Annotated in this window: 14 protein-coding genes; 4 read left to right on the forward strand and 10 right to left on the reverse strand. The window is 71.2% G+C overall.

Annotated elements, in window-relative coordinates; genetic code table 11:
* Positions 1-32: 32 nt before the first annotated feature.
* The 7 genes from AC1DW8_RS17265 to dnaE form a co-directional block, all read right to left on the reverse strand.
* Positions 33-2132 carry a S9 family peptidase gene (locus AC1DW8_RS17265; RefSeq protein ID WP_478095307.1) on the reverse strand — a complete coding sequence of 700 codons (2100 nt, stop codon included), beginning with the start codon at positions 2130-2132 and terminating at the stop codon, positions 33-35.
* A gap of 26 nt (positions 2133-2158) precedes the next feature.
* Positions 2159-2299, reverse strand: coding sequence for a nitroreductase/quinone reductase family protein (locus AC1DW8_RS17270; protein ID WP_478095308.1), 141 nt, complete (start codon positions 2297-2299; stop codon positions 2159-2161).
* Positions 2265-2576 (reverse strand): nitroreductase/quinone reductase family protein, encoded by a 312-nt coding sequence (locus AC1DW8_RS17275; protein ID WP_478095309.1) that lies wholly within the window; start codon positions 2574-2576, stop codon positions 2265-2267. Before AC1DW8_RS17275 ends, AC1DW8_RS17270 begins: the two co-directional genes overlap by 35 nt.
* A gap of 97 nt (positions 2577-2673) precedes the next feature.
* The gene (locus AC1DW8_RS17280; protein WP_478095310.1) at positions 2674-6105 is read right to left on the reverse strand and encodes an ExeM/NucH family extracellular endonuclease; all 3432 of its coding nucleotides are present in this window, start codon (positions 6103-6105) and stop codon (positions 2674-2676) included.
* 134 nt (positions 6106-6239) lie between these two features.
* Positions 6240-7202, reverse strand: a complete 963-nt coding sequence (locus AC1DW8_RS17285; RefSeq protein WP_478095311.1) for a pseudouridine synthase — start codon at positions 7200-7202, stop codon at positions 6240-6242.
* A gap of 1 nt (position 7203) precedes the next feature.
* Positions 7204-8319 (reverse strand): winged helix DNA-binding domain-containing protein, encoded by a 1116-nt coding sequence (locus AC1DW8_RS17290; RefSeq protein ID WP_442297834.1) that lies wholly within the window; start codon positions 8317-8319, stop codon positions 7204-7206.
* Positions 8319-11912 carry a DNA polymerase III subunit alpha gene (gene dnaE / locus AC1DW8_RS17295; protein WP_478095312.1) on the reverse strand — a complete coding sequence of 1198 codons (3594 nt, stop codon included), beginning with the start codon at positions 11910-11912 and terminating at the stop codon, positions 8319-8321. Before dnaE ends, AC1DW8_RS17290 begins: the two co-directional genes overlap by 1 nt.
* Positions 11913-12051: 139 nt before the next feature.
* Between dnaE and AC1DW8_RS17300 the strand changes: the two genes are divergently transcribed.
* The 3 genes from AC1DW8_RS17300 to AC1DW8_RS17310 all read left to right on the forward strand — a co-directional run bounded on the left by AC1DW8_RS17300 (position 12052) and on the right by AC1DW8_RS17310 (position 14290).
* The gene (locus tag AC1DW8_RS17300) at positions 12052-12615 is read left to right on the forward strand and encodes an RNA polymerase sigma factor (protein ID WP_478095313.1); all 564 of its coding nucleotides are present in this window, start codon (positions 12052-12054) and stop codon (positions 12613-12615) included.
* Positions 12608-13447 carry a hypothetical protein gene (locus tag AC1DW8_RS17305; protein ID WP_478095314.1) on the forward strand — a complete coding sequence of 280 codons (840 nt, stop codon included), beginning with the start codon at positions 12608-12610 and terminating at the stop codon, positions 13445-13447. Before AC1DW8_RS17300 ends, AC1DW8_RS17305 begins: the two co-directional genes overlap by 8 nt.
* A gap of 78 nt (positions 13448-13525) precedes the next feature.
* Entirely contained in the window at positions 13526-14290 is a 765-nt protein-coding gene (locus AC1DW8_RS17310) for a hypothetical protein (RefSeq protein ID WP_478095315.1), read from the forward strand.
* A gap of 3 nt (positions 14291-14293) precedes the next feature.
* On the opposite strand, the gene AC1DW8_RS17315 is transcribed toward AC1DW8_RS17310, so the two are convergent.
* Genes AC1DW8_RS17315 through AC1DW8_RS17325 form a run of 3 tightly spaced genes read right to left on the reverse strand, consistent with a single transcriptional unit; the run spans position 14294 to position 16462 of the window.
* A complete protein-coding gene (locus AC1DW8_RS17315; protein WP_056776265.1) occupies positions 14294-15226 on the reverse strand; it encodes an RluA family pseudouridine synthase in 933 nt (310 codons plus the stop codon).
* The gene (lspA, locus tag AC1DW8_RS17320; protein ID WP_056776263.1) at positions 15219-15935 is read right to left on the reverse strand and encodes a signal peptidase II; all 717 of its coding nucleotides are present in this window, start codon (positions 15933-15935) and stop codon (positions 15219-15221) included. The genes AC1DW8_RS17315 and lspA overlap by 8 nt, the downstream gene beginning before the upstream one ends.
* A gap of 44 nt (positions 15936-15979) precedes the next feature.
* Positions 15980-16462, reverse strand: a complete 483-nt coding sequence (locus tag AC1DW8_RS17325) for a TraR/DksA family transcriptional regulator (protein ID WP_056776261.1) — start codon at positions 16460-16462, stop codon at positions 15980-15982.
* Between the two features lie 31 nt (positions 16463-16493).
* Here AC1DW8_RS17325 and AC1DW8_RS17330 point away from each other — a divergent pair, with 31 nt between their 5' ends.
* Positions 16494-17186 (forward strand): hypothetical protein, encoded by a 693-nt coding sequence (locus tag AC1DW8_RS17330; RefSeq protein WP_162260626.1) that lies wholly within the window; start codon positions 16494-16496, stop codon positions 17184-17186.
* The last annotated feature ends 33 nt before the right edge of the window (positions 17187-17219 follow it).

Genomic DNA, 17219 nt, shown 5'->3' on the forward strand with positions numbered 1-17219 from the left:
CCGCAGCGCGGTGGGGCCCGGGGACGGCCGGCTCACGACGTCTGGTCGATGAGCACGGCCGTCTCCCAGGCCCACTCCCGCCACAGGTCGTAGCGCCCGGACCGGCCACCGTGGCCCGCGGCCATCTCGGTGCGGAAGAGGATCTGCGCGGGGTCGTCCACGTCGAGGTCGGCGTGCCGCAGCGCCGCGACCCACTTGGCCGGCTCGGTGACGTAGACGCGGGTGTCGTCGAGGCCCGCCGTGACGAGCAGGCTCGGGTGGCGCGTCGGCCGGACGTTGTCGTAGGGGCTGTAGGACTTCATGAGCGCGTATGCCGTCGGGTCCTCGAGCGGGTTGCCCCACTCCTCCCACTCGACGACCGTGAGGGGCAGGCTCGGGTCGAGCACCGTCGTCAGTGCGTCGACGAACGGCACCTGCGCGTGGACGAAGCGGAAGCGCTCAGGAGCGAGGTTCACGACGGCCCCCATGAGCAGGCCCCCTGCCGAGCCGCCCTCTGCCGCAAGACGATCCGGCGCGACGATGCCGCTCTCGACGAGGTGGTCCGCACACGCGACCAGGTCGGTGAACGTGTTGGGCTTCGCCTCGAGCTTGCCGTCGTCGTACCACGACCGCCCCATCTCGGACCCACCGCGCACGTGTGCGATGGCGAAGACCCATCCGCGGTCGAGGAGCGAGAGTCGCAGGACGGAGAACCACGGGTCGCTCGAGATGCCGTAGGCGCCGTACGCGTTGAGCAGCCCGGGAGCCGTGCCGTCGGCCGTGACGTCGTGGCGGTGCACGACGGAGATCGGCACGCGGGTCCCGTCGGGCGCCGTGGCCCACTCGCGTCGCTGGCGGTACTGCGCCAGGTCGACGTCGCCTCGTACGTGCTGCTGCTTGAGCAGCGTGAAGGTGCGGGCACGGACGTCGTAGTCCTCCACGGTCCGGGGCGTGACGAGGGACTCGTGGACGACCTGGAGCGTGGGTGTGTCCGCCTCGGGGTTCACGCCGACGTGGAGCGTGCCGATGGGCTCCCCGACCGCGATGTCGTGCGACTCCCCCAGACCGTTGGGGGCGGTCGGGTCGCGCAGCACGACGCGCACTCCGGTGCCGCCCTCCCGACGCAGCGAGACCGCGATGAAGTCGTCGAATCCCTCTGCGCCCGTGACGTACTCGTCCTCCGTCGTGATGCCCAGCGGCACCCAGTCGTCCACCGTGGTGCTCGTCACGGGGGCCGTGGCCAGCTCGAAGTTCACGCGGTTGGCGTTGTGCGTGACGAGCAGCTGGTCGCCGAAGGGCTCGATGTCGTACTCGACGCCCTGGCGGCGCTCGGCCACGACCCGGGGCGTGCCCATCGGTGCGTCGGCCTCGAGGAGGCGGAACTCGCTCGTCGTCTTGGACCCGATGGCGATGATGACCAGCCGGTCGTCGCGCGAGGTGCCGACCCCGACGAAGAATCGCTCGTCGGCCTCCTCGTGCACGAGCACGTCGGCCTCGGCGGATGTGCCCACCTCGTGGCGCCACACCTGGTGCGGCCGCCAGGCGTCGTCGACGCGCGTGTAGAAGAAGTGCCCCGCGTCGAGTGACCAGGCGAACGACCCGCCGGTGCGGCGCACGACGTCGTCGAGGACGACTCCGTCCTCGATCCGGCGCACGCGCACGTCGTAGCGTTCGTCGCCGACGACGTCGACGGCATACGCGAGCAGGTCGCCGGACGGCGACACCTCGCTCACGCCGACCGCGAAGAACTCGTGGTCCCGGCCCTCCTCGTTCTGGTCGAGGAGCACGTGCTCGCCGACGGGCGGGCGACCGGCGTCGAGCGTCGGCCGCTGCGGGTGGTCGGCGACGAGCACGCGCGCCTCGACGGCGTACTGCTCGCCCTCGACCGTGCGGGAGTAGTACCACCAGCGGTCGTGACGCACGGGCACCGACAGGTCGGTCTCCTCGATGCGCGAGCGGAACTCCTCGAAGACCTGTTCGGCGAGCGGACGCAGGTGCTCGGTGCGCTCGGTGGCATGAGCGTTCTCGGCCACGAGCAGCTCGCGCAGCTCGTCCGAGTCACGGTCGGCCATCCACGCGTAGGGGTCGTCGAAACGGTCGCCGTGGTGCTCGCGGGCGACGGGGTCGCGCCGAGCGGTCGGGGGGTGCTGCATCCGGGCAGTCTAGGTTGCGGCCCCGGTCAGCCGGAGGTGGGCGTCAGCCTGACGACGGCGATCCGTCGGCTCACCTTCGCCTGATAGGAGTCGAAGTCGAAGACCCTCTCGGTGAGCTCGCCCCAGAGCTGCTCACGCTCGGGCCCGGTGACCTCCTCGCCGCGCACCGGCACCGCTCGGCCGTCGACCTCCACCGTGCCCGGGGGCCCCGGCGCGGAGGTTGAGCCACCAGCCCGGCTCCCAGTCGGCGCCGCCGTTGGAGGCCACGACCAGCCATCCCCCGTCCCGGGCGAGGTGCAGGAGCGGCGTCGTGCGGCGCTGCCCGCTCCGTCGCCCGGTCGTCGTCAGCAGGAGCAGGTCACCACCTCGGAAGCGGCGCAGCCCGAGACGCCTGACGACGACGTTGACGACCCGGTTGACCCGCACGAACAGTGCTCGCCTCATGGCGTCACGGTAGCGGCCGGCCGGCCCGGAACGGCCCCTCCGGACGCGACGAACGCCCCGGGATCGGTCGATCCCGGGGCGTGCGTCCATGCGTCGGTCAGTGGATGACGATCTGACCATTCACGGTCTGCGTGCCGGAGTCGTAGGCCACGGAGCCCGACGTCGTCGTCACGACGAGGCGGAACGTGTCGCTCTTGCCCTGGTCGGTGACGGTGACGACCGCGCGGTAGCCGGCGGTCCCGTTGACCGTGACCGGCCCCGAGAAGGTCGCCGTCGTGCCGCTGACGACGAGCCAGTCGAACGTCGTCGTGGCGACGGAGAACGACGTGCCCGCGAGGCCGTAGCCGAACGAGCCGGACGGAACGGTGGCCCCGCTGCCGTAGGCGACGGACAGCTCTAGGCTGCCCTTGCCGCTGTGCGACGGGTTCGAGGTCAGGGCGCCGGCCGGGGACGCGATCGTGCCGCCCCCGGTGACGAAGCCGGCCGCGCGGTCGTAGGCGACGACGCTCGTCGTGCCCGAGCCCGCGTTGCCCCACTGGTCTGTGACGGTGACGGTCACGGTGTAGATGCCCGCCGCCGCGTAGACGTGGCTGCCGCTCACCGTGCCACCGGTGACGGTGGCCGCCGCGGTCGTCCCATCACCCCACGCGATGCTCGCCGTGTGGGTGTCGAGTGGGTCGGCGTCGGAGAACGTCGCGCTGACGCCCGCCGGGGAGCCGACCGAGACGGCCGACGTCGGGCCGGTGACCGTGCCGACGACCGGGGCGGCGTTGGTGAGGTCGAGCCCGACGACGACGGGGTCGTGGTCGGAGATCCGGAACTCGTCGGCCGCGTAGAGGCTCGTGACCTGCCGGGCCGTCTTGAACTCGGTGTTGTAGTCGAGGATCGCGGGCTCGTCGGCGTTGACGTGCCAGTCGCCGACTCCCGTCACCTGGCTGCTGATCGACGCCGAGCCGAGCGCGTGGTCAAGGTAGCCCCACTGCCCGTCGAAGGCGTAGGAGTACGCCTCACGCCCGTTGCGCTGCTCGATGAGGTTGGTGAAGCCGGCCTTCTCGAGCGTCGTGATCGGGTCCTCCTTGGCGTAGGAGTTCATGTCGCCGAGGATGAGGACGTCGGGGTCACCCGTGCCCGTGGGGTCACCGGCCAGCCAGGCGGCGAGCAGCTGCGCCGAACGGACGCGGACCGCGGTGCAGTTGCCCTGGCCGTCGCCGGCGTCGGGCGCGTCGCACGCGCTGCCCTTGCTCTTGAGGTGGTTCGCGACGGCGACGAACGTGCCACCCGTCGAGTTGTCGCGGAACGCCTGGGCGAGCGAGGGACGGTTGCGCGGGCCGGAGTCGCCACCGTTGACGAAGTCGACGGAGTTGAGCGCCGCGGTCGTGCCCACCGGCGTCACCGCGGCCGGCTTGTAGAGCATGCCGACCTTGATCGCGTCGTTGCCGAGGGCGTCCGTCTGGCCGGTGCCGGCGTCGGCGTCGATGAACGCCCACGTGCCGTAGCCGTCCTTCTCGTTGAGCTTCCCGACGAGGAACTGCTCGGCGCTGTCCGCGCCGTAGCCGTCGTTCTCCATCTCCATGAAGGCGACGACGTCGGCATGGGTGCCCGAGACTGCAGCGAGGGTCTTGCGCCACTGGCGGTCGAACTCCGTTGCGGTGTTGGCTCCGCGGCAGTCCATGACCGCACCGGTGAGCCCGCCGCGGCAGTTGTTGCCGGTCGTGTCGAGCGTGTTGAAGAAGTTGAGCAGGTTCATCCCGACGACGCGGGTGTCGCCACCCACGGCGGGCGGGCTCGAAGGACGCGGGTTCGTCGGCTGGAAGTCGACGGTCGCGGACGGGGAGACCGGGCGGATGCGGTAGGCGTTGGCGCTGGCCGCGTTGCCACCCCAGGTGTAGTTGAGGACACCGGTCAGGTCAGTGACGGTGTCGCCACCGCGCAGGGTGTTGGCCGCGGTCAGCGGCTGGCCGCCTCGACCGAAGACGATCGGGTCGACGTTCTGGGCCTGCGTCGTGTCGTCGAGGATGATCTTGCGCAGGTTGTTGGACGCCTGGAGGGCCGCGGCGTCGGCCCCCGGGGCGACGACGTTGGTCGGCTGCTCGAGGCGGCCTCCCTGCGAGAGCGTGACCTGGCCGAAGCGGCCGAGCTGGAAGTGCTCGGTGACGGACATGTCCTGCGGGAGCGTGACGAGCATGCCTTCGTAGCGCTCGAGCGCCGTCGGGCTGGCCACGGGGAAGCGCACCTCGGTCGGGGCGACCGAACCGGTGCCGCAGACCGCGACGGTGGCGGCGCTGACCTGGGTCTGGCCCTGGTTCTCGCCGGCGTTGCCCGTCACGGTGACGACGTCACCGAGCTGGACGGCATTGGCGTTGCTGCCCTCGAAGACGAAGATGCCGTCGGACGTCGCGGGGTCGCCGTCGCCCTTCGGGTCCTGGAGGAAGAAGCCGCGCAGGGCGGGTGACCCGCCCTCGTAGTCACCGACGACGACGCCGCGCGTCGTGACCGAGCCGGTGGTCGCCGCGGTGTCGCTGCTGCCCTGGATGGCCGGGATCGGGGTCGGGGTGACCTCGCACGGGTTGGCGGCCGGCACCGAGAAGTGCACGACGACGTCGGTCGCCAGGGAGTCCGGCGGGTCGATGGCGTCCTGGTCGGTGACGGCGGGGGCCGAGACCGTCAGGGTGCAGGCGTCGCCGAGGGCGAAGTCGGCCGACGGGTCGAGCGTGAAGGTCGTCGGGCCGCCGGTGACAGCCAAGGTCTTGGCGCCGGACAGGGAGCACGAGAGGGTGAAGGCTCCCGCGGTGGCGTTGACCGGCTCGGAGAAGGTCACCGTGGGGCTCGCGTCGACCGCGACGTTGGGCGAGCCGTCGGTCGGGGTCGTCGAGGTCACGCTCGGGGCGACGTCGGTCGCCGGACCGCCGTCGACGGAGTGGCTGCCCAGGCCGTCGATGGTGTCGACGGCGTAGCCGTCCCACTGGACGGCGGGGTCGAACGCGTCGGAACCGTTGGTGTCGCCCTTGGTGACGGACGACTTGCGCCGCAGGGTGTTGTCCATGGTCGAGGTGAGCCCGGTGCCCCACTCGGCCGGGGTCGCGGGACGGAACCCGACCTGGCCGATGACGTCGAGGACCGTGGTGCCCTTGCGGAGGACGACGGCGTCATCACCGTTCCAGTTGGCGCTGGCGTTGGCTAGGTCCGCTTGGGCGAGGATCGCGGCAGAGGCCCCGGAGTTGGCGAAGACGAAGACGTCGCCGGAGGACAGGTTGCCGGTGAGGCTGGTCGTGTTGGTCGCGGTCGTGGCGCCGTTGGCGAAGACCTGGACGGTGTACCCGGCCGCGGCGAGGTCGACCGTCGCCCCGGTGCCGTTGTAGATCTCGAGCGCCTTGTTGTTGCTCGAGCCCTCGACGTACTCGCTGATGAACAGCTCCGTCGGGGCCGCCGCTGAGGCCGGTGCGGCCGCGACGAAGGGGGTGATGCCCACGGCGAGCGCAGCGGTGGTGACCGCGGCGACCCGGCGCAGGGCAGGACGAGATTGACGCATGGATTTCCTCCCTGGGACCGGCTCTTCCGCGCGGTCTGCGGGTCACCCTAGACCGGGGCGGTCCGTCTCGCGCGTCGAGATGACCACCGGTTGCTGAACGCCCGGTGACATCGCGGCCGGCCCGTCGCCGGGGCTCAGCAGGCGGGCCACGAGCCGGGCCAGCGGGCCAGCCGGCGCCGCGTGACGAACCGGCGGGGTGTGCCGTCGACGGGGTCGTCGAAGGCCAGCACGGCGGCGAGCAGCTGCAGCGGGGAGCTGAAGTCGCCCACCGGCACGTCTCGCTCGACGGGGTAGAGCGGATCGTCGACGATGGGGACGCCGAGGCCCTGGAGCTGGCAGCGCAGCTGGTGCGTGCGCCCGGTGCGGGGCGTCAGGCGGTAGAGCCCGAGGTCCTCCCCCGCCCGCCCGGCACCGGACGCCGTGTCGAGCAGCTCGACGAGCGTCTCGGAGTTGGGCTCGGCGCCCTCGACCTCGTGGGCCTGATGCGTGCCGTGCTCCTTGACGAGGTGCGTGCGCCGGACGAGGGGCAGGACGAGCCCCTCACGGACGGGTGCGACCGCGCGGTACTCCTTGCGCGCGAGCGACTCGGCGAAGACGCGTTGGTACGCGCCGCGCCACCGCTGTTCCGTCGTGAACATCAGGACACCCGCCGTCGGCCGGTCGAGGCGGTGGGCCGGGGCGAGCCGGTGCTCGCCGGTCAGGACGCGGGCCCGGGCCAGGGCGCTCTGCACGACGTGCCGGCCGCGGGGCATCGTCGCCATGTCGTGCGGCTTGTCGACGACGACGATGCGCTCGTCGCGGTGCAGCACGACGAGCTCCTCCGGATGCACCACCTCGACCGGTAGGTCGCGGTGCGCCCAGACGGCCGACTGCGGCACGAACGGGGCGTCCGCGGGCACCGGCGCTCCCGAGGCGTCGACGAACTCCCCCGCCCCGAGCATCCGGTCGACCTCGTCGGCCGTGAGTCCCGGTGCAAGCCGCTCGACGAGGTGGTCGCGCAGCGACCCCCACGGCCCCGACTGCGGCATCCGGAAGCGCTGGGCGTCGACGCCGTGACGCGGCGGCAGCGGGGAGGGTGGAACCGGCCCCCGCGCCACGTCAGGCGGTCCTGTCGGCCGGCCCGACGCGTACGACCTCGGCCTCGGTGCCGAGGAACGTGCCGTAGGCGGCGGCCGCTGCGTCGACCTCGCGCCACCGGCGGGCCGACAGGTCGGCGAACGGGGAGACCTCGACGAGCACGTGCTCGCGCTTCTGGACGCGCCGCCAGGTGCCGGCGACCTCGCCGTCGACGACGAGCGTCGGCTTGAAGACCATGTTGCGGCCGGGCACGACCTTGACGAAGTGCTCGGGCGGCAGGGTCACGTCGCGCGACTTGTAGCCGAGGAGGAACTCGTCCCACTGGGGCAGCAGGTGCACGCCGCCAGGACCCTCGGGGACCGGGCGCGCGTCCACGTGGGTGAGCCACCTCTGCCCGTCGAGCACCTCGCTCACGATGCGGTCACCGACCAACGCGAGCGCCTCGCGCGTGAGACCGAGCGGCTTGAGCAGCCAGCCGGCGAGGTCCTTCTCGGTGACGGGACCGTGGCTGCGGACGTAGCGCTCGGCCACGGTCGCGAGCCCTTCCTCGCGGGACGGCTTGCGGGAGTAAGGAACCCACGAGTCGATGAGGACAAAGCTCGGCTGCTTGCCGATGACCGGCCCCTGGCAGATGAGTCCGCTCATGCAGTGGTGCCCGATGAGGTGGTAGTTGCGCTGGTCGGTGGGGTCGATGCCGTGATCGACGAGGAGGGCGGCGACGTCGGGACGGCTCATGGGCTCACGGAGGTGCTGCTCGAAGAGTCGTCCGGACAGCTCGACATCGGCCTCGGTGATGCCGAGCTGGGCGAAGCGCGTGGCGAGCGTCGTGCTGCGGGGCGACGCGAGCAGCTCGCACATCCACCGGGCGTCCTCGGCCGGGACCCAGTGGATCGTGCCGCGCATCGGCCACGTGCGCACGACCTCATGGTCGACGACAGCCTGCTCGACCTGCTCGAGCGTCAGTCCCGAGCGCACCCCGAGGGACCACACACCGCTGCCGTAGTCCTGGGCCTGCAGGGCGCCGAGCTCCCGGGCGACGGCGAGCGCCGACACCGGACCGTCGCTGCCGAGCGGGGGCGACAGGAGGAGCGCGGCCATCCGCGCCCGACGCAGCCGCCGGCGGTCCGCCTCGCGCATCAGCTGAGGCAGGCCGGACCGAGCAGGGCCTTGAGGTCGCCGAAGAGCGCCGAGGTGGCGTTGACCCGGAGCGAGTCGTCGAGCGACATGAGCACCGAGCGCCCGGGCTGGGTCAGCTTGACCTGGACCTCGGTCGCGCCGGGGTGCTCCCCCAGGACGCGTTTGAGGCTCTCGGCCACGGCGGGGGTGGCCCGACCGAGTGGGAGGGTCAGGACGACCGGCCCGCGCGGTCCCTCCTTGATGTCGGGGATCGTCAGCTCCTGGGCGAAGATCGAGATCGAGTCGTCGCGGGCACTGATGCGGCCCTTGACCGCGCAGACGGTGTCCTGGGCGAGCATCGTCGAGTACGTCATGTAGGCCGAGGGGAAGAAGAGGCACTCGATGGCGCCGTCGAGGTCCTCGACGGTCGCGATGGCCCAGAGGTCGCCCTTCTTCGTGCGCTTGAGCTGGAGGCTCGTGATGAGCCCGGCGACGGTGACGGGCGTGCCGTCGGCCTTGGGGTCGTCGCCCATGAGCGAGGCGATCGAGGTGTCGGCATGCGTGGCGAGGATGTGCTCGATGCCGAAGAGCGGGTGGTCGCTGACGTAGAGGCCGAGCATCTCGCGCTCGAAGGAGAGCAGGCTGGCCTTGTCCCACTCGAGCGTCGGCACGGGCGGCAGGCCGTCGAAGGCCCCCGGGCCGTCGGAGGCGCCGGCGTCGTCGTCGTCGCCGAAGCTGCCGAAGAGGCTGTCCTGGCCGATGGCCTCCTGCTTCTTGACCTCGACGAGCGCGTCGATGTAGCGCTCGTGGACCTCGACCATGCCGCGCCGGCTCTCGCCGAGCGAGTCGAACGCGCCACCCTTGATGAGGGACTCGATGGTGCGCTTGTTGCAGACGACGGCCGGCACCTTCGAGAGGAAGTCCTTGAACGAGGCGAAGGACCCCTTCTCCTCGCGGGCCTTGATGATCGCCTGGACGACAGGCAGGCCGACGTTGCGGATCGCGGCGAGACCGAAGCGGATGTCGGTGCCGACGGCCGCGAAGTTGGCGATCGACTCGTTGACGTCGGGCGGCAGCACCTTGATGCCCATGTGCCGGCACTCGTTGAGGTAGAGCGCCGACTTGTCCTTGTCGTCGCGCACGCTCGTCAGCAGGGCCGCCATGTACTCGGCGGGGTAGTTGGCCTTGAGGTAGCCCGTCCAGTACGACACGAGGCCGTATGCCGCCGTGTGCGCCTTGTTGAACGCATAGTCCGAGAAGGGGACGAGGACGCCCCACAGCGCCGCGATGGAGGCCTCGTTGAAGCCCTGCGACTTCATGCCCTCCGAGAAGGGGACGTACTCGGCGTCGAGGACCTCCTTCTTCTTCTTGCCCATCGCGCGGCGGAGCAGGTCGGCGTTGCCGAGCGTGTAGCCGGCGAGCTTCTGGGCGATCTCCATGACCTGCTCCTGGTAGATGACCAGGCCGTAGGTCATCCCGAGGATCGGGTCGAGGGCGTCGATCATCTCCTGCTGGAGCTTGCCCTTGAGCTGGGGGTCGAGCGGGACGACCTCCTGCTTGCCGTTCTTGCGCAGCGCGAAGTTCGTGTGGGCGTTGACACCCATCGGCCCCGGTCGGTAGAGCGCGAGGGCCGCCGAGATGTCCTCGAAGTTGTCGGGCTGCATGAGGCGCAGCAGCGAGCGCATGCCGCCGCCGTCGAGCTGGAAGACGCCGAGGGTGTCGCCGCGACCGAGCAGGTCGTAGGTGGCGAGGTCGTCGAGGGTCTTGGACAGCTCGTCGAGGTCGATGTCCTCGTCGCGGTTGAGCTTGATGTTCTCGATGGCGTCGTCGAGGATCGTCAGGTTGCGCAGGCCGAGGAAGTCCATCTTGACCAGGCCCAGCGACTCGCAGCTGGGGTAGTCGAACTGCGTGATGATCTGGCCGTCCTGCAGGCGGCGCATGATCGGGATGACGTCGACGAGCGGCTCGCTCGACATGATGACGCCGGCCGCGTGGACGCCCCACTGGCGCTTCAGGCCCTCGAGGCCGAGCGCCGTGGCGACGACCTCCTGCGCCTGGGGGTCCTCGTCGTGGACGACGCGGAAGTCGCCGGCCTCGTTGTAGCGCTTGGAGTCGGGCTTGAAGACGTCGGCGAGCGGCATGCCCTTGCCCATGACGTCGGGTGGCATCGCCTTGGTGAGCTTCTCGCCCATCGCGAACGGGTGACCGAGGACGCGGCTCGCGTCCTTGAGGGCCTGCTTGGCCTTGATCGTGCCGTAGGTGACGATCTGCGCGACGCGCTCCTCGCCGTACTTCTCGGTGACGTAGCGGATGACCTCACCACGCCGGCGCTCGTCGAAGTCGACGTCGAAGTCGGGCATCGACATGCGCTCGGGGTTGAGGAACCGCTCGAAGATGAGGCCGTGCGGGATCGGGTCGAGGTCGGTGATGCCCATGGCGTAGGCGCACATCGAGCCGGCACCCGAGCCTCGGCCGGGACCGACGCGGATGCCGTTGCGCTTGGCCCAGTTGATGAAGTCGGCGACGACGAGGAAGTAGCCCGGGTAGCCCTTGGAGACGATGACGTCCTCCTCGAAGGCCGCCTGCTTGCGGGCGTAGTCGGGCACTCCCTCGGGGAAGCGGCGCGACAGGCCGGTCTCGACCTCCTTGATGAACCACGACGTCTCGTCCTCGCCCTCGGGCACAGGGAAGCGCGGCATGAAGCGCCCCTCCCCCTCGGTGAAGGAGACCTCGCAACGCTCGGCGATGAGCAGCGTGTTGTCGCACGCCTCGGGCAGCTCGCGCCACAGGTGGCGCATCTCCTGCGCGGACTTGAGGTAGAAGTCGTCGGCGTCGAACTTGAACCGGTTGGGGTCCATCAAGGTCGAGCCCGACTGGACGCAGAGCAGGGCGGCGTGGGCCTTGGCGTCCTCGGCGCGGGTGTAGTGCAGGTCGTTGGTGGCCAGGAGCGGCAGCTTTAGGTCGCGCGCGAGCCGGATGAGGTCCTTCTGGGTGCGGCGCTCGATGTCGAGGCCGTGGTCCATCAGCTCGACGTAGACGTTCTCGTTGCCGAAGATGTCACGCAGCTCGCCGGCGACCTCGCGCGCCTCGTCGTACATCCCGAACCGCAGCTTCGTCTGGATCTCGCTCGACGGGCAGCCTGTCGTGACGATGAGGCCCTTGCCGTAGGTCGAGAGGAGGTCGCGGTCGATGCGCGGCCACTTGGTGTAGACCTGGTCGAGGCTCGCGATGGAGCTCATCCGGAAGAGGTTGTGCATGCCCTGGTTGTTCTCGGCGAGCATCGTCATGTGGGTGTAGGCGCCGCTGCCCGAGATGTCGTCGCGACCGCCGTCGCCCCAGCTGACCTTGGTGCGGTCGGTGCGGTGCGTGCCCGGCGTGATGTAGGCCTCGACGCCGATGATCGGCTTGACGCCGGTGCCCTGCGCCTTCTTCCAGAACTCGTAGGCGCCGAAGACGTAGCCGTGGTCGGTCGTCGCGAGGGCCGGCATGCCCATCCGCGCCGCCTCGCTGAAGAGGTCGCCGATACGCGCCGCCCCGTCGAGCATGGAGTACTCCGTGTGCACGTGGAGGTGCACGAAGTTCTGGTCGTTGCGCGGGGCGGCTTCGGTCGACATCGTGGACGAGTCTAAGCCTCCGCGAGGACACTCCTCGGCGTGTCGGTTGGGGTGTCGCGCGGTCCGCGCGAACCGATCCGGCGCGAGCGGTGTTGAGGAGGCGTCGGGACGGCACCATGGTTCCGAGGCACGGTCGTCGGTGGGGACGGAGGCAGCGATCGACACGTCGGATGAGGCAGCGGTACTGGCTCGCGTACGCGCCGGGGACGCATCGGCGTACGCGGTGCTCGTCACGCTGCACGCCCCGATCGCCAAACGACTGGCGGTGCTCTCCGGCGCCGGCAGCGAGGCCGACGACGTCGTGCAGGAGGCGTTCGTGAAGGCATACCAGGCCCTGCCGCGGTTCCACGAGGGCGCGGGTTTCCGTCCGTGGCTGCTGCGGATCGTCGTCAACGAGACGCGCAACCTCCAGCGCGGCCGGTCACGGCGCGCCCTGCGCGAGCTCCGTGTGGCCGCGGAGAGGACGGCGACGGACCCCGTCCCGGACCCGGCCGACGCAGCGGTCTCACGCGACCGGCGAGCCGGGCTCGTCGAGGCGGTGGAGGGTCTGCCCGACGACCTGCGCGAGGTCGTGACGTGCCGCTACCTGCTCGAGCTCTCGGAGGCGGAGACCGCCGGGACGCTCGACATCCCGCCGGGAACGGTCAAGTCCCGGCTCCACCGCGCCCTGCGCTCGCTCCGGGAGGTGATGGCCGATGCCTGACCACCTCGACCTCGAAGCCGAGCTCGTCGCCCTCGGCCGCACGCTCGTGACCGAGCCGCCCAGGCCGGACCTCGCGAAACTCGTGCTCACCCGCCTGGCCGCCGTGCAGCGGGCCGAGCCGGCGCCCGAGCCGCCATCCGTGCGGCCGCCCGAGGTGGTGGCGACGACCCCCAGCGTCGCACGTCCCACGCGCGTCATGAGGCGCCGGCTCGGCTGGGCGACGGCCGCCGTCGTCGTGCTCGTGCTCGCTCTCGTCCCGCCGGTCCGTGCGGCGGTCCTCGAGCTGCTCCGCATCGGCGGCATCGTGGTACGGGAGGTGCCCGCACCGCCCGCGACTCCCACGACTCCCACGACGACATCGCCGGCGTCCAGAGCGGTGGGCAGCAGCGCCGGAGGGGCCACGGCGACGCCAGTGACGCTGAGGCAGGCGGAGCAGGTCATCGGCGCGGACATCGGGACGCCCACGGCGCTCGGCCCACCGACGTCCGTCACGGTCACGCACGACGGTCGCGTCGCCGAGCTGGTGTGGGGGTCGGGCGCCGACACGACCCGTCTCGACGTCTTCGTCGGGTCGTTGTCGTGGGGCTACCTCAAGACGGTGTGGGACGCGGTCACCCCGACCCGGGTGGCCGACCACGACGCGGTGTGGATCGGGTCGCCGCACCGCGTCGAGTGGGTGGACCGGACCGGGGACACCCACTCCGAGCCGCCGCGCCTCGCCGGGCCGACTCTCGTCTGGGTCGTCCCGTCCTCGGCGGGTGAGGTGACCTACCGCCTCGAGGGTGCGAACAGCCTCGAGGAAGCGCTGCGCGTGGCCCGGTCGGCCGGCTGAGGGCGAACCTCCGCGCCCGCAGCGGTGTTGAGGTGGCGTCGGCCCCTCGCGGGGGCCCACTCGCCCCAGGAGAACACCATGCGCAGACTCCCCCTGCTCGTCGCCGCCGTCGCGGCGGCGCTGCTCGTCGTGGCCGCGCCGCCGGCCTCCGCCGGCGGCCCGACGTCCGTGCTCGCCGTCGACTACGACGGGTCCCGGGCCGCGGGCGCCCTCACCGGGAGCCAGGCCTACGCGAACCTCGAGAAGGCCCTCGACGTCTACAACACCCCCACCGGTGACGCGATGCCCGCGGTGTCGTTCATGGACTCGCGGGTCCGGCTGACGTGGCTGATCCACGACGTCACGCCGTGGCGCGTCGACGCCGTCATCATCGACGGCGACGACGTCTGGGTCGAGACGTCGATGAACCTCGCCGACGGCAAGGACCTCTTCCAGGCGCCCGCCGTGCTGCACCGGCCCAAGGACACCGCCCTGCTCCTCGCGACGCTGACCTCCCTCGGCGTCTACGGCGACGCGAGGCCGTCCCCGACCTCGACGTCCTCGCCCACGGCACGGCCGGTGGCTGCCGCCCGGGTGGCAGCCGTGTTGCCCACCACGGTCGCGGGGGCGGCTCCCGGTGCGGTGCCCTGGTGGGCGACGACCGCCGCCGCGGTGTTGGCGATCGGGCTCGGGGTCGCTCTCGGACGGTGGCGGTCCCGGGCAGGCTCCGGCACCGTGGCCGCCACGAACCCGCGCCGGCCCGACCCGGAGCGCGCCGCCCCGGTCGGGTTCAGCACGGACACGACGCCGCCACACGGCATACGGAACGGCCCGCACGGGCCTTCACCCTCACCTCGAGGGTGAAGGTCACAAGGTCGCGATGATGTCGAGCGCGCGCTGGAGGTCCTCCGGGTAGTCACTCTCGAAGTGGACGTACTCCCCCGTGCCCGGGTGCTCGAAGCCGAGACCCTTTGCATGCAGCCACTGTCGCTCGAGCTTGAGGCGAGCTGCGAGCTTCGGGTCGGCGCCGTAGGTCGGGTCACCGCAGCACGGGTGGTGCAGCGCTGCGAAGTGCACGCGGATCTGGTGGGTGCGGCCCGTCTCGAGGTGGATGTCGAGCAGGCTGGCGTAGCGGAACGCCTCGATGACCTCGTAGTGCGTCACCGACGGCTTGCCGCTCTTCATCACGGCGAACTTGTAGTCGTGCCCGGGGTGGCGTCCGATCGGCGCGTCGATGGTCCCTACGACCGGGTCCGGCAGGCCCTGGACGAGGGCGTGGTACGTCTTGTCGACCGTCCGGCTGCGGAAGGCCTGCTTGAGCCGGGAGTAGGCGTACTCGCTCTTGGCGACGACCATGAGACCGGACGTGCCGACGTCGAGTCGGCTGACGACGCCCTGGCGCTCGGGGGCCCCCGAGGTCGAGATCCGGTAGCCCGCCGCGGCGAGCCCCGACACGACGTCCGGTCCGCTCCAGCCGACGCTGGGGTGCGCGGCGACACCCACCGGCTTGTCGACGACGACGATGTCGTCGTCGTCGTGGACGATCGACATGCCTGGCACCGGCTGGGCGATGACCTGCAGGCTCGGGCTGTCCTCGGCGCGCGGCAACGAGACCTCGAGCATCGAGCCGGCGGAGAGCCGCTCGGACTTCGCGACCGCCTTGCCGTCGATGACGACGTGGCCGTCGGCGGCGAGGTCGGCGGCCTTGGTGCGCGAGACCCCGAAGAGGCGGGCCACGCCGGCGTCGACGCGTTCGCCCTCGAGGCCGTCCGGCACGAGCACGGTGCGCACGTCAGGCATGGTCGCCCCCCTGACGCCGCGCCTCGTGCGTCTCGGGAGCGTCCGGCGTCCCGTGGGTCTGCTGCGTCATGTCGGTCTCGCCGTTCGTGGTCGTCTCGCCGGTGGTCCGGACAGTGGTCTGGTCGGTCGTGGCGTCGGGAGCGGTCGCGGCCCGGCCGTGGTCGCGCCGGCCGTCGACGCCGATCCCGAGCAGAGCCAGGATGACGACGAGACACGCTGCGGAGACGATCCAGATGTCGGCGACGTTGCCGATGAACCAGCGGTTGTAGTCGATGAAGTCCACGACGTGCCCCTGGCCGCCGCCGGGTGGACGGACGAACCGGTCGGTGAGGTTGCCGATCGCGGCTCCGAGCAGCAGGCCGAGCGCGATGGCCCAGGCCCGCGACCCGAGCTGGCGGGCGACGACGACGATCGCGACGAGCACCGCGAGGGCGATGCCGGTCATGACCCACGTGTTGCCCGCCCCGAGCGACAGGGCCGCGCCGGGGTTGCCGATGAGCTTGAGCCGGATGAAGTCTCCGACGAACGGGCGTGACTCGCCGTCGCCGAGCACGTCGAGGGCGACCATCTTCGTCAACTGGTCGCTGACGAAGGCGAGAACGGCGACGACGCCGAGGACGACGAACAGTCGCCTGCGCCGGTCGGGCGTCGGGCGGCTCTCGTCGGCGGGCGTCGAACTCACGGTCTCGGTCGAGGTAGTGGTGGACACGCCGTCGACCCCCGCGCGGGGGGTCGACGTGGCGTGCGTGGGCGTCAGTGGCGGTCTTGCTTCTCCTGGCATGTCATGCACAGGGTCGCACGAGGACGGGCCTGAAGTCGAAGCTTGCCGATCGGGTTGCCGCAGTTCTCGCAGATGCCGTAGGTGCCGGCCTCGAGCTGCTCGAGCGCGTGCTCGGCCTGGCGCAGGCTCGCGCGAGCGTTGGCCGCGACGGAGATCTCGTGCTCGCGCTCGGCCGTCTTGGCGCCGGCGTCCGCCTGGTCGTCGCCCGAGCCGTCGCCCGAGGCGCGCAGCAGGTCGTCGAGCTCGTCCTCCGCGAGCTTGAGCTCGACGCGGTGCTGCTCGATCTCCTCGAGCAGGACCCCACGCACCTCGCTGATCTCGTCCTCGCTCCAGGGGCTCTCGTCGTCCTTGACCCGCAGCTGTTCAGCGAGCTTGCGGGCGCTGGTGCGGTTCGTCGTGGTGCCCGCGGCCTTCTTCGTGGTCGAGCGGGGTCCTGCCGTGGAGCTCGTGGTCACTGATGCCTTCTTGGTTCGTGTCGCAGGGGCCTTGGCAGCGGACTTCGCGCTCGCGGCTCCTGCTCGGGTGGACGTCGTGGCGGGCGGCTTCGTCGCCGCCGTGGACCGGGTGGTCCTTCCAGCCGCCGGAGCGGACTTCTTGACGGGCGCGGCCTTCGTCGCGGTCTTCTTCGCCGGCGCGGCCTTCGTCGTGACCCGCTTCTCGGCGGCGGCCTTGGTCGCCGTCTTCTTCACGGGCACAGCCTTGGTCGCCGTCTTCTGCGCCGGCGCAGCCTTGGTCGCCGTCTTCTGCGCCGGCGCAGCCTTCGTCGCGGCCTTCTTCGCCGGCGCAGCCTTCGTCGCGGCCTTCTTCGCCGGCGCAGCCTTCGTCGCGGCCTTCTTGACCGGCGCGGCCTTCGTCGCGGCCTTCTTGACCGGCGCGGCCTTGGTCGCCGTCGTCCTCACGGGGACGGCCTTGGTCGCCGTCTTCTTCGCCGGCGTGGCTCTCGTCGCGGCCTTCTTGGCCGTTGAAGCCGTGGTCGCGGTCTTCGTCGCCGTCTTCGTCGCGGTCCTGCTCGCGGTCGCAGGCTTCGTCGCAGTCTTCGCCGCAGGCGCTGCCTTCCTGGCTGCGCCCGTCGTCCTGCTCGCGGTGGCCCGCTTGGCCGCGGTCGTCGCCGCTGCCGTCTTCTTCGCCGCCATCAGACCCTCCGTCGCTCAAGCCGTCGACGCTGACAAGTGGGGCTGACAATAAGCCCCGCACGGGTCGTGCACAAACGCG

This window comes from Terrabacter sp. P2_E3 (assembly GCF_056403915.1).